Raw genomic sequence first — 12,760 nt, 5'->3', positions numbered from 1 at the left:
AGGACTTCCTGAACAGACGGAGGTCATTATGTACTCACCCTTACTTGTTCATTATTCAGCAGAGCAGACGCAGTCTGCTCTGCTGGCGCATATCAGCCAGCTGGAAGGTGAGCTGATGCGGTTACGCGCCTGGCAACGGCTGGGGATTACCCCGGAGCCGGATGATGAGACGGAGCCTTCACTGGTATACGTGCAACTGTGGGATACCGGTGAGGCGCTGGGCTGGCTGCTGTATGACCTGGAGCAGGAGAACATTCCTGCTCCGGGAGTTCAGGCCCGTCAGGCACTTGACAGTCTGATGGCGCTGGGGCGTGAAATTAATCATGAAATCTGGACTGACAGTATCAGTACCGGAAAGCTGACGGCCGGGGCGGATGCCTGTTTTGCCCGGCACGACATGATGTAGTTCATGACCTGACCCTGACGGGGCGTGCTCTCCGTCAGGAAGGCATTCCCCGTAGTTTATTTTTAATCTGACCATGAGGAATGTTCCATGTCTGAATTATCTTCACGTCCGGCCCGTGAGCCGGTGGTATATACCCTTGAGCAGGTTGCCACAATACCGGAAAAACAGTGGCATGCTTTTGTTCTGGCCGTAACAGAAACCTTCTGGCAGTTGCCGGAGGCGTTACGGCCGCAGAATGCGTATTTCGGCTCCCTGACCCGGGCATCTGAGTTGTTTCCGGTAACGGACACACTGGCGTTTTACAGCCGGTCTGCAGACGGGCTGTGGTCGGTGAATGTCACCATTGAACGGGAACATCGTCAGAACATCCTGGTGCTTAAGGAGCTGAATTTCGGGCGCCAGCCGGGGGATTTCTTTGCCCGTGCGGTGTTTGTGCTGCTGCACAATCTGTGTCCGGATTGTTTCCGCATTCATTCCACTGCCGGTGGGGCCAGCTGGTCACTGCCGCTGAAATGGATAAAACGGTACCTGGGGCATGAGAATTTTTCTGCTCCGGAGTCTGTATTAACCACCCCGGTAAGGGGAGATGCGTTTGACCGTTTACTGCTGCAGTTTCTGTCCGGTCAGGGGCGACAGTTATCCCCGGATGACTGGTCAGCACTGGAAGAGGCTGAACATCAGCTTTACTGGCTGCGTGCACTTGCCGGTGGACACTGACAGAACACCGTTGTTTCTTTTCATTTACCCGGAATAACGCCATCGCGTATTCCGTCATTCATATAACCCGGCAGGGACATATCCCTGTGGGGAGAGTCCCTGCGTTATTCAGGAGAATTGTTATGGGACTTGATATTTACTTTATGGCTCGTGATAACCATCAGAATGGTGCCGTTGTGGAAACACAGGAACATCAGGAAGTGGGGACCTTCCGTAAGGTGATGCCGCTTCTGACATGGTTCCGTAACCATACTGATGCTTCAGATGAGCAGCATACTTTCCCGGTAACACGCCGGTCACTGACTGTATTATTGCGTGACCTCAGTATGCTGACGCCGGGAAACTGCCACAGCCTGTTTCCTTATGTCAGAAACTCGCGTTTACGGGGGGAAGACTATGCTGATGACTACTGGTATGACGTGGATGACGTAAAAGCGTGGGTCAGCGATACGCTGAAGACGTTTGATTTTGAGCGTCGTTCACTGGTGATGTTGGCGTTGTGGTAAGTCTGAGACCGCATAATCTGAACCGCTGGCGGAGGGGGTAACCTGACCGCCATTCATCCCGTGAGGGCATTGTTCCTCACGGGACAGTGCCCTCTTTTTACATCTGATACAAAAAGAGGAGCGTAAACCATGTCTGAATGGTGCCAGAATCGTTTTGAAATTACCGGTAAGTCAGTCTGTCTGGATGTGCTGACGCAGTGGATTGAAGGATGTGAGACACCGCGTTACCGCCATGCCATACAGCAGAGTATACAGCTGTTTCTGGCCGGTTGTGCAGGGCTGGTGAAGCCCACCCGGACGACGCAGTATCCGCCATATCCGGCGCTGGTTCGTCACGGTACAGGGTTGTCATCTCCGGCTAACCAGGCATTTGAACAGTGGCTGGGGCTGCTGGTAAAAGATGCCGTACTGGATGAAGAGACGATAAAGACCATTGACCGCCTTTATCACCAGTCATGTATTGGCGCTGTCCGCTGGGGGAACCTGCCGGATAATGCCCGGGAGATAATCACCGCGTTAATGCACTGCCAGTATTCTGACTGGTTTGGCCTGGTCGGACTGAGTGAACACATTGATGCCGAGGCCTGCTGGAGCCGGCTGTCGGATTACCCGGAGCAGGCGCAGCCCTGTGACATGCTGATGGTCATACCCTCCCGTCTGGCCACAGAGCTGAACGGTTCAGGTGGACTGCTGCAGGGCATTTCCACCACGACCAGCCTTTACAGCCGGATATACGGTGTGGAGTGGCCATCAGGTCACAATGTTCGCTGGGTGCGTGATGAGATGAGCAGTCTGGTGCTGCTGACTGACACACCCTGGTATCCGCCTTCAGGTGAGCTGGTTGGTGAAATCTCGAAGGTGTTCGACTGTGAGATACGGCACTGGTACAGCGAACCAGTCCGGGGCATACAGGGTTACAACTGTTATGACGGTGGTGAACATACGGACAGTGACCCGCAGGCCGAATGGCCAGGCAGGGAAACACTTCCTCAGCCCCGGCTGTATCTGGTGGAGGAGCGCGCTGAAGAACAGACAGAAGCCGCGCCTTTACCGGTTCCGCTGGCTTCAGGCCAGTAATTAACCTCAGGGTGCCACATTCGTGGCACCCGTTTTTTCCTGTCATCTTTCATTTCAGCCCGAAGGGGAACACCTGTTCCTCCCCGGGGCCATGTGTTCCCTGTTTTTTACGGAGATTCACATGGCCACCTTTATCGACCATCAGAAAGCCTTCATTTCGCTGTTTAATCAGACCGCCCGTTATCACAAACGCCATAAGGTGTTTGAAGACTTTGTCAGCTGCAGTGTGATTGCCCTGGAGAACCGGCTTCAGTTCAGTGAGGCACGGGAGCAGAAGTACCTGCGAATCGTCAGTGGTTATGAAAAGCAGGATGTTATCAACATGGCGCATTTGCTTGCCCATGTCATTGAGGGACTGGAGCAGGGATTCTGTGACTTTCTGGGCAGCGTGTTCATGCAACTGGAGCTGGGGGACACATACCGGGGCCAGTTTTTCACGCCCTGGAGTGTGGCCAGCATGATGGCACAGATGCAACTGGGGAATGTGAAGGTGTTGTTTGAGAACAAACCCTTTATCACGCTCAGTGAACCTGCCTGTGGTGCCGGCAGTATGGTTCTGGCTGTGGCTGACACCCTGAACCGTTCGGGGTATCCGGCATACCGCAGGATGTGGGTGTCGGCAACGGACATTGACCCGCTGGCAGCCGGCATGGCGTATATACAACTGTCGCTGTGTGGTGTGGCCGGAGAAGTGGTGATTGGTAACGCGCTGTGTAATGAGCGACGCCGGGTGCTGCTGACGCCCGGGCATTACCTCGGAAACTGGTCATATCGTCTGCGTCATTCTCAGGAGCAGATTGTCGCCTGATACTGAACACTTTTCTGCCTGTGCCGGCCTTCGGGCTGGCATTTTTTCGACATACGTATGGCAGCAGGAGAAGTGTTGTTTTGGATAATTATAGAAGAGTATTAATTGCACGCGAAAGAAAACAAAACTAATGTGAGTTATATATTGTATTTTTTTTGTTAATGTTTTGTTTGTTCTGTTTTATTTTTGTTTCGATATCTTCTTTCATTTTACTCTGTTTCTGTGAATGGTTTTCTCAGTTACTATATTCCATGTTGTGTTTGTTTTTTGTTTTAGAGTAATTAAATTTATGTTGTTTCTATTTCTGCCACAAAAATAAAAAAAGATATCTTTCCTGTGAATTGTTTATAATTCGATCTTTTTTGCTGTTTATGTTGTGTTTTTTGGTGTCTTTGCCTTTATTTTTATTTTTTGTTGGTTGATTGCATTGGTCTTTTTGTGTGTTGTAGCATAAAAGATCAAATTTTTGTCTTTTTGTGGTTTTAAATATCGGTTAATATTGTTTTCGAGAATTTCTTTTGAGGGGCCTTTAATATTGGTTTGATGCGTTCTTTTGCTAAAAGAAAGAAATAAAACTCTTATGGATTATATATATATTGCCAATAATGGCGATTGCTACGGTCATATTTTGTTTTCTTAGTATGACTGTACCAGTCGCTATGTACTGGATAATGTTTTTATCGTCTTTTATAAAACAAAGGAATTTTTTAATGAAAATGATTAAAACTGTTATGGCTGGCGCAGTTGCAATGGCTCTGGTTTCTTTTGGTGCTAATGCTGCAAATCAGGGACAGGGCGTTGTTAACTTTAAAGGTTCTGTAATCAGTGCACCGTGCGGTATTGCACCGGAATCTGCAGATCAGTCCATTGATTTTGGTCAGATCTCAAAAGCGCATCTGAATGCTGATGGTATTTCTGTAAAGAAAAATTTGGATATTAAGTTGGTTAACTGTGATGCCACTGAACTGGCTACTACTGGTAGTGTAAAAGTATCATTTACTGGCACCTCCGTTAATGGCCAGGTAAAAGAACTGGGCACTGCTGGCGATACCGGTACTGCTGTTGTTGTTTCTGAAGCTGGTGGCAATCTGGTTTCCTTTGATGGTACTGCTGGCGCTGCAACCAAGCTGCAGGCTGGTGACAATACTTTGCGTTACAGCACTTGGGTTAAAAAAGCCACCGGCGGTGCTCTGAAAGAAGGTGACTTCACTGCCGTTGCTAATTTCAATCTGACTTACGAGTAATCACTCCTCTCCGGTTTTTAACTGTCAGATAAGCAGGGGCGCCAGCCCCTGCGATTACCGGTAAAGAATAAGGAATACTGCATGTTCTGGCGTATGATCCTTTCGGTAACATTTTTCTTGAGTGCAGCGGTTCAGGCTGCGCCATCGCCCTCTTTTCCGCCGCCGGGGATGACCCTGCCGGAGTACTGGGGAGAGGAGCATGTCTGGTGGCATGGTCGGGCGAGTTTTAAGGGGCAGGTGATTGCTCCGGCCTGCACGCTGGCCATGGAAGATACCTGGCAGGCGATTGATATGGGGGAGACCCCGGTTCGTGATTTACAGGACAGTTTCGCCGGTCCTGAAAAGAAATTCCGTCTGCGGTTGCGTAACTGTGAGCTGGCGGGAACAGGTAAACGGGTTTATACGGCGAGCCGTGTCCGGGTGACCTTTGATGGTCTGCAGGGCGAAACGCCTGACAAATTCTCGCTGACCGGTCAGGCAGAAGGTATCAATCTGCAGATACTGGATAACCAGGGCTATCCGGCCCGTGTCGGTAAAGTGATGCCGCCGTTATTGCTGAACGGAAATGAAGAGGGGCTGGATTATACCCTACGTGTTGTCCGTAATGGTCAGCCGTTAAAGGCAGGGAATTATTATGCCGCATTGCGTTTTAAGGTGGATTACGAATAACAGGGTGAACAGAAATAACAACTGGTAACAGACGGAAGCTTCCCGGTATTTAATTAACTATTCCGACAGAGGAACTGAAATTAAATCCTGCATGCAGGAGGGGATGTTTTGTCTCTATTTCCGGGAGCAGTCTGTATTAAAGGTGATGGCTGATAATGAAAAATAATATCTCTTTTGCTGTTAACAGCATTACATATGCGCTGATGCTTTCCCTTGCAGGCGCACCGGCTTATGCCGTCGACTTTAATACAGATGTTCTGGATGCAGCAGACAGACAGAATATAGACTTTTCCCGTTTCTCTCAGGCCGGGTATATTCTTCCGGGTCAGTACCAGATGGAAATAATGGTGAATGACCAGGGGATTTCACCGTCGGCATTTCCGGTGACGTTTCTGGAGCCGCCGGTTTCCGGTCAGGACGGAAAGAAGCCGTTACCGCAGGCCTGTCTGACGCCGGAGATGGTCAGCCGGATGGGGCTGACGGCGGCTTCTCAGGAGAAGGTCACATACTGGAATAACGGGCAGTGTGCGGATCTCAGCCAGTTGCCGGGGGTGGAGATACGCCCGAATCCGGCAGAAGGGATGCTGTACATCAATATGCCGCAGGCCTGGCTGGAATATTCCGACGCCTCCTGGCTGCCGCCGTCACGCTGGGATAATGGTATTCCGGGACTGTTGTTTGACTACAACATCAACGGGACGGTGAACAAGCCGCACAAGGGAAAACAGTCACAGTCACTGAGCTATAACGGGACCGCAGGTGCCAACTTTGGTGCCTGGCGTCTGCGTGCGGACTATCAGGGCAACCTGAATCATACCACCGGCAGCGGGCAGGGGACGGACAGTCAGTTCACCTGGAGCCGTTTCTACATGTACCGCGCCATCCCGCGCTGGCGCGCCAACCTCACTCTGGGTGAGAACTACATCAATTCTGAGATTTTCAGCTCCTGGCGCTATACCGGTGCCAGCCTGGAAAGTGATGACCGCATGCTGCCGCCAAAACTGCGCGGTTATGCACCGCAGGTCTCAGGGATTGCGGATACGAATGCGCGCGTCGTGATTTCGCAGCAGGGACGCATCCTCTATGACTCCACCGTGCCGGCAGGTCCGTTCACCATTCAGGACCTGGACAGCTCCGTGCGTGGTCGTCTGGATGTTGAGGTTATCGAGCAGGACGGGCGGAAAAAAACGTTCCAGGTGGACACAGCATATGTGCCGTATCTGACCCGTCCGGGCCAGATTCGTTACAAGCTGATTTCCGGTCGTTCGCGTAATTATGAGCACACCACGGAAGGTCCGGTCTTTGCTGCCGGTGAGGCGTCCTGGGGTATCAGTAACAAGTGGTCACTTTACGGTGGCGGTATCGTTGCCGGGGATTACAACGCCCTGGCAGTGGGTCTGGGCCGTGACCTGAATGAGTTCGGTACGGTATCTGCTGACGTGACTCAGTCCGTGGCCCGCATTCCGGGAGAAGATACAAAGCAGGGTAAATCCTGGCGTCTGAGCTACTCCAAACGTTTTGATGACGTGAATGCGGATATCACCTTTGCGGGTTACCGCTTCTCTGAACGCAATTACATGACGATGGACCAGTACCTCAATGCCCGTTACCGGAATGACTTCACGGGACGTGAGAAGGAACTGTACACCGTCACGCTCAACAAGAACTTCGAGGACTGGAAGACCTCGGTCAACCTGCAGTACAGCCATCAGACCTACTGGGACCGCCGGACATCTGACTATTACACGCTGTCGGTGAACCGTTACTTCGATGCCTTCGGGTTTAAGAACATTTCCCTGGGGCTGTCCGCATCCCGTTCGAAATACCAGAACCGGGATAACGATTCGGCATTTGTACGTTTGTCCGTGCCGTGGGGAACCGGTACGGCCAGCTACAGCGGCAGCATGAGCAATGACCGTTACACCAACACCGTGGGGTACAGCGACACGCTGAACAAAGGGTTGAGCAGTTACAGCCTGAACGCCGGTGTGAGCAGTGGCGGTGGTCAGCCATCGCAGAGTCAGATGAGCGCGTACTACAACCACAGCAGTCCGCTGGCCAACCTGTCAGCGAACTTCTCTGCCGTGGAGAACGGTTACACGTCATTCGGTATGAGCGCATCCGGTGGTGCAACGATAACCGCGAAAGGCGCGGCCCTGCATGCAGGGGGCATGAACGGAGGAACCCGGCTGTTGGTGGACACCGATGGTGTCGGAGGCGTGCCTGTCGACGGCGGCCGGGTCTCCACCAACCGGTGGGGCATTGGTGTGGTGACGGATGTGAGCAGCTATTACCGCAACACCACCTCAGTGGACCTGAACAAGCTGCCGGAAGACATGGAAGCCACCCGCTCGGTGGTGGAGTCGGTCCTGACGGAAGGGGCCATTGGTTACAGGGAGTTTGAAGTCCTGAAAGGAAGTCGTCTGTTTGCCGTGCTGCGTCTGGCAGACAACAGCCATCCGCCGTTTGGTGCCAGCGTGACAAACGCAAAAGGCCGTGAGCTGGGGATGGTGGCAGACAGTGGTCTGGCCTGGCTGAGCGGGGTGAATCCGGGTGAAACCCTGAATGTCGGCTGGGACGGCCGGACACAGTGTGTGGTGGATATCCCGGCAAAACTGGACCCGGCACAGCAACTGCTGCTGCCCTGCCGTAAGGCGAACTGACGGAACGAGGGGCTGACTGCCGGTCATCTTCACTGGCCGGCAGTCAGTAACCCCGTACAGGCATGAATCGATAAGCGGACGGTGTTGCACCACAGGCGACACCGGAACCAGAACTGAGAGAAGAAAAGATGCTGAAAATGAAACCGGCGCTGAAAAAAACGCTGATGGCGGTAGCGTGCCTGAGCGCAGTACCGGCAGCCCAGGCTGCCATCTCCCTGGACCGTACGCGTGCGATTTTTAACGGTGGTGAGAAATCGATGACACTGAATATCGCCAATGATAACAAACAGCTCCCCTACCTGGCGCAGGCCTGGATAGAGAATGAGAAGCAGGAAAAAATCACCACCGGACCGATTGTGGTCACGCCGCCGGTGCAGCGTCTTGAGCCGGGGGCGAAAAGTATGGTCCGTCTGGCCAGCACCCCGGATATCAGCAAACTGCCACAGGACCGGGAATCCCTGTTCTACTTCAACCTTCGTGAAATTCCTCCGAAGAGTGATAAGGCGAATGTGCTGCAGATAGCCCTGCAGACCAAAATCAAGCTGTTTTACCGCCCGAAAGCCATTGAGGCGAAACCCAATGCAGTCTGGCAGGACCAGCTGGTGCTGAACAAAACCAGCGGAGGCTACCGGATTGAAAACCCGACGCCGTATTACGTGACGGTGATAGGCCTTGGCGGCAGTGAAAAACAGGCGAAGGAAGGCGAGTTTGAGGCCGTGATGCTGGCACCGAAGTCCACGCAGACGGTGAAATCCGGAACATACAGCACGCCGTACCTGAGCTACATCAACGACTACGGCGGACGTCCGGTTCTGCAGTTCAGCTGCAGCGGAGACCGTTGTACGGCAGTGAAGAAATAAACGCGCAGTGACAGGATTAACCGGAGGTGCCGGAGATGAACAGGACAACAACAGGGCTCTGTCTGGCTGCGCTGCTGGTGAGCTGCAGCATGAACAGTGTGCTGCGGGCAGACGAGCTGGTCATGCGGGATAACTTCTTTGTCGCAGATGAGACCCGTCACCAGTGGGTGAATGAGCACAATGGCCGTACCGGGATGCTGACAGTCAGTGGTGCGCTGCTGTCATCCCCGTGCACGCTGGAGACGAATGAGGTGGATCTGCCATTACAAAAAAGCACGGAAGGCATCATGACGCGTTATGTGCTGAAGCTGAATCTGCTGGGATGTGGTGACGGTGGTGCGGTGACCTCTGCCACTTCAGTGGCGGGGCGTGACAGCATGATGGTGATGCAGAGTGCCCTGCTGACGGGAGTGGAGGACGGCGTGCTGCAGCCGGAACAGCGGATGGTCAGCACGGGGCGTGCTGTTGTGTACGGTGGTGCAAATCAGTTCACCTACTGGCTGAGTGAGGCACAGCAGCAGGCACTGGCGGGTCAGCAGGCGACAGACCGTGCGCAGGGGAAACCGTATATGAATCCGCGGGACAACTCGGCTCTGTTGCGTCTGCGGCTGGATTATGAATAAGAACGGAGGAGAGCAGAATGAAAGGCATTATTTCCGGAACGGGTATAGCCCGACTGGCGGGCTGTCTGCCTCTGTTGCTGACGCTGTCTGCAGGTGCGGTGAATGTCACTTTTGATGGGGAGTTACTTGACCGCCCCTGCCAGATTGACTCTGCCAGTCTGAATCAGACAGTCCAGTTTCTGGAACGACCTGTAAAGGATTTTCAGGTGTCACCGGGTAAGGGGCCGGCTGAAAAATTCAGTATTCGTCTGGTTGACTGTGACACATCCTCCATCTGGAAAACAGTGAAGCTGAAATTCAGCGGTAATCCTGAGCCAGGAATGAAGGAAAAGTCGGACTGGTTTTTACGTGTTTCCGGAGAGAACCAGGGAAAACTTGCTGTTGGTCTGCTGGATACGGATGGTGTCACACCGCTGAAACTGGGGGACGCGCACAATAACAGACAGGGAACGCAGATTGAGGGCAATACGGTAACGCTGAATTTTAAGGCTTTTGTGCAGGCAACACCTGATGCCATTGCACAGAAAAGCGTACAGCCTGGAGAGTATGAGTCAGTAGCGAATTTTGAGTTGTTCTATGAATGACGGACTGAAAATATGCCGCCGGATACTGCAAACGACGGGAGGTGTTGCACTGTTATTGTGGGGTGGCTGTGCCGGAGCCGGAGACAATTCAGGAGGTGTTCCGGGCATACTGAAGTTTGCACAGCAGTATCAGCAGCAGGAAGCCTCTGCCATAAAAGAGGGAGGTTCAGGTGGAAAAACGGACAGTGTCGCCAGGTCTGTCGGAAAAGGTGAAGCAGGGGCGGGCAGCACTACCGAACTGCGACGCCGGCTGACGCTGAGGGAACAGGAGGTTCGACAGCTTAAAAAGGAAAACCGGGGACTGCGTGAACGACTGAAAGTGCTGCCTGACACTGCACAGGATAATGCAGAAAAAGACAAGGTGGTGGCTTCCCTGAAAGCGGAACTTGATGAAAGCAGGAAACAGCTTGAGACCATCACCAGAAAGGGAGAGCAGGCTCAGGAAACGCTGAATGCGCAGGTTATTGAGCTGAAACAGCAACTGTCCCGTATGGAAACGGAAAGTAAGACTGCTGCTGAACAGGCCGGAAAAGAAAAGACTGAGCTGCAGGCCACGCTGAATACCCTGAAAGCTGAAATGGCGGATATGCCGGTAGTGACAGCGGAAATGCTGAAACCTGACGATATGCAGCAGACTTATGCCGCCGGTGTGATGCTGGGACGCGATATGCTGAATCTTCAGGCTGCACAACAACAACTTGGTCTGAAAACAGATAACCGAATTCTGATGGCAGGAATACGCGATGCGCTGAACAGGAAAGTTCTGCTGAATGAATCTGTTCTGGATGTCGCTCTGCAGCGGGCGGAAGAGCTGGCACAGAAAGCCCGTCTGGCTGTGATTCGCGAACAGAAGAAGGCGGGAGCAGCCTGGCTTGAGAAGTTCAGAAAACAGAAAGGCGTGAAACAGGCGGAAGGGGGATTCTGGTACAGGAGTGAGTATGCCGGCGATGGTGAGTTTATCCGTGGTGATGACACCTTGGTGGATGTTGTGGTGACAGAAAAACTGACGGATGGCACGGTTGTTGAAGATATGGATGCAAGAGGTCGGGTGATATCTCAGGTCCTGGGTGAATATCCGCCGGTGTTCCGCGAAGCACTGATGTTGATGAAGAATCACGGAACAATGGAGCTTGTTGTCCCTCCGGAACTGGCTTACGGTGATGAGGGATATCCACCAAAAGTTCCTCCTGGAGCAACCATGGTTTACACGCTCAGGGTTGAAGAAGTGAAGCCTGTTACAGAACCCGCGTCCGGTGAAAGCGCCGGGAAAAAAGCGTTATCTCTGGCCGGAAGGAATGACAAAGCAGGCCGGACAGAAGGAGTGAAAAAATGAAAAACAGAATGAAGCTGATATTATCAGCACTGACGGGCGGAGTTATGTTGTTATCGGCACCAGCCATGGCAGTGGATGTCCCCATAAAAATAACCGGAACCGTTTATATCCCACCCTGTAAAATAAAAAATGATACTGACTTTAAAGTCTCTTTCGGAAAGATTGCGCTTCAGAAAGTGGATGGACGGAATTATGCACAACCCACAACCGTGGAAGTCAGTTGTGAGTATTTCCAGGGAAAACCATATATCCGTCTGTCCGGGGGAACAGGTCAGCTTTCCGGTGCACCCGATAATGTGCTGAAAACCACGGGTGCTAATTCTTCGGCACTGGGTATTGCATTATATCAGGGTGGTTCTGTGGATCCTCAGAATCCGCTCAGGCTGGGTGCCGGAGCACAGGGACAATTTGGATATGAAATCACAAAAGGCCTTTCAGCCGTTAATGTTCAGAACAGTCAGTTTACGTTCACGGCAGTGCCTTATAAACATGGCAATACAGATTTGAATGCCGGAACCTTCAGTGCTTCGGTCACAATGAGTATCAGTTACCTGTAACAGAAAATTCTGTAATAAGGTGGAGAAATATATGCGGCACAGCGCGCTAAACCCTGACTCAGTCCATGCTGCGAAATATTTATGTCCCGGAAAGGTTATGCCGGAACATTTTGAACAGTTGATGCTGCTGTCTAAAATAAGAGGGAGAAAAATTAATGCTGCACTGAAGGATTTTCTTGTTAACGGAAAAACCCGGAAAGAGATATTCTGTATCTATGGTATCAGTCCAGGGTATTTTTCTCATAAACTTAATCAGTTAAGGCATTGTAGTCGAATGATTATGGATTTACTCCCTTTCTACGTGTGTGACGATGCGGATAATATTCAAAATGAAAGAATACATTAAACCAGTGTTCCTGGTTCTGCTTACTGGTATATTGCTTGGTGGATGCGAAAGCAGACCAGACAAACCTTTACTGCAGACGACAGGAATAAAACCAGTGAGTAGTTCAGGAGATCGTCTGGATGATGTTGAAAAAATGGAGCGCTGTCGGCGGGAACTGGAGGCGCTGAAGAAAATAGATTCGGCGGTATATAACAAACGTAAAGCGGAATTTGACAGACTGGTCTCAGGCGCATCGCTTTATAACGGAGTAAGAAGTGATGTCGGAAATTATACTCAGAGTGCAGTTGATGCATTGTACCGGTTCAGGTCAGATAAACTGTGTGCCGATATAGCCAGTGATGTGTTAAAGGGACTGGCTAAATAAAAA

The 12,760-nt window shown here is 51.8% G+C and carries 15 protein-coding genes; all 15 read left to right on the top strand.

The features are described from left to right. The first annotated feature begins 28 nt into the window (after positions 1 to 28). The 15 genes from ACE15A_RS19910 (at position 29) to ACE15A_RS19840 (ending at position 12,757) form a co-directional block, all read left to right on the top strand. The gene (locus ACE15A_RS19910; RefSeq protein ID WP_053507718.1) at positions 29 to 406 is read left to right on the top strand and encodes a hypothetical protein; all 378 of its coding nucleotides are present in this window, start codon (positions 29 to 31) and stop codon (positions 404 to 406) included. A gap of 87 nt (positions 407 to 493) precedes the next feature. Next, positions 494 to 1,123 carry a hypothetical protein gene (locus tag ACE15A_RS19905; protein ID WP_053507719.1) on the top strand — a complete coding sequence of 210 codons (630 nt, stop codon included), beginning with the start codon at positions 494 to 496 and terminating at the stop codon, positions 1,121 to 1,123. A 122-nt stretch (positions 1,124 to 1,245) separates the two neighbouring features. Further along, positions 1,246 to 1,629, top strand: a complete 384-nt coding sequence (locus ACE15A_RS19900; RefSeq protein WP_053507720.1) for a hypothetical protein — start codon at positions 1,246 to 1,248, stop codon at positions 1,627 to 1,629. Positions 1,630 to 1,758: 129 nt separating this feature from the next. Continuing rightward, entirely contained in the window at positions 1,759 to 2,706 is a 948-nt protein-coding gene (locus ACE15A_RS19895; protein ID WP_053507721.1) for a DUF1281 domain-containing protein, read from the top strand. A 121-nt stretch (positions 2,707 to 2,827) separates the two neighbouring features. Continuing rightward, a complete protein-coding gene (locus ACE15A_RS19890) occupies positions 2,828 to 3,514 on the top strand; it encodes an N-6 DNA methylase (protein WP_053507722.1) in 687 nt (228 codons plus the stop codon). Positions 3,515 to 4,230: 716 nt separating this feature from the next. Continuing rightward, on the top strand, positions 4,231 to 4,758 hold the full coding sequence (locus ACE15A_RS19885) for a fimbrial protein (RefSeq protein WP_129382523.1): 528 nt from the start codon (positions 4,231 to 4,233) through the stop codon (positions 4,756 to 4,758). Between the two features lie 81 nt (positions 4,759 to 4,839). Then, a complete protein-coding gene (locus ACE15A_RS19880; protein WP_053507724.1) occupies positions 4,840 to 5,427 on the top strand; it encodes a fimbrial protein in 588 nt (195 codons plus the stop codon). Between the two features lie 155 nt (positions 5,428 to 5,582). Further along, positions 5,583 to 8,090 (top strand): fimbria/pilus outer membrane usher protein, encoded by a 2,508-nt coding sequence (locus tag ACE15A_RS19875; protein ID WP_053507725.1) that lies wholly within the window; start codon positions 5,583 to 5,585, stop codon positions 8,088 to 8,090. Positions 8,091 to 8,218: 128 nt separating this feature from the next. Then, the gene (locus ACE15A_RS19870) at positions 8,219 to 8,950 is read left to right on the top strand and encodes a molecular chaperone (RefSeq protein ID WP_047613201.1); all 732 of its coding nucleotides are present in this window, start codon (positions 8,219 to 8,221) and stop codon (positions 8,948 to 8,950) included. A gap of 35 nt (positions 8,951 to 8,985) precedes the next feature. Further along, positions 8,986 to 9,573 (top strand): pilus-assembly fibrillin subunit, encoded by a 588-nt coding sequence (locus ACE15A_RS19865; protein WP_032214826.1) that lies wholly within the window; start codon positions 8,986 to 8,988, stop codon positions 9,571 to 9,573. 17 nt (positions 9,574 to 9,590) lie between these two features. Next, a complete protein-coding gene (locus ACE15A_RS19860) occupies positions 9,591 to 10,157 on the top strand; it encodes a fimbrial protein (protein ID WP_032214825.1) in 567 nt (188 codons plus the stop codon). After that, the gene (locus tag ACE15A_RS19855) at positions 10,150 to 11,490 is read left to right on the top strand and encodes an FKBP-type peptidyl-prolyl cis-trans isomerase (protein ID WP_053507726.1); all 1,341 of its coding nucleotides are present in this window, start codon (positions 10,150 to 10,152) and stop codon (positions 11,488 to 11,490) included. The genes ACE15A_RS19860 and ACE15A_RS19855 overlap by 8 nt, the downstream gene beginning before the upstream one ends. Next, positions 11,487 to 12,047 carry a fimbrial protein gene (locus tag ACE15A_RS19850; protein ID WP_053507727.1) on the top strand — a complete coding sequence of 187 codons (561 nt, stop codon included), beginning with the start codon at positions 11,487 to 11,489 and terminating at the stop codon, positions 12,045 to 12,047. Before ACE15A_RS19855 ends, ACE15A_RS19850 begins: the two co-directional genes overlap by 4 nt. A 31-nt stretch (positions 12,048 to 12,078) precedes the next feature. Next, positions 12,079 to 12,393, top strand: a complete 315-nt coding sequence (locus ACE15A_RS19845) for a PapB/FocB family fimbrial expression transcriptional regulator (RefSeq protein ID WP_071997613.1) — start codon at positions 12,079 to 12,081, stop codon at positions 12,391 to 12,393. Continuing rightward, complete coding sequence (locus ACE15A_RS19840) at positions 12,377 to 12,757, top strand: hypothetical protein (protein ID WP_042094145.1); 381 nt, start codon at positions 12,377 to 12,379, stop codon at positions 12,755 to 12,757. The genes ACE15A_RS19845 and ACE15A_RS19840 overlap by 17 nt, the downstream gene beginning before the upstream one ends. The last annotated feature ends 3 nt before the right edge of the window (positions 12,758 to 12,760 follow it).

The sequence above is a fragment of the Salmonella sp. HY31 genome, assembly GCF_042604575.1.
Taxonomy (GTDB): domain Bacteria; phylum Pseudomonadota; class Gammaproteobacteria; order Enterobacterales; family Enterobacteriaceae; genus Salmonella; species Salmonella diarizonae.
The sequence above is the reverse complement of the archived record's forward strand: the minus strand, read 5'-3'. Positions and strand labels throughout refer to the sequence as shown.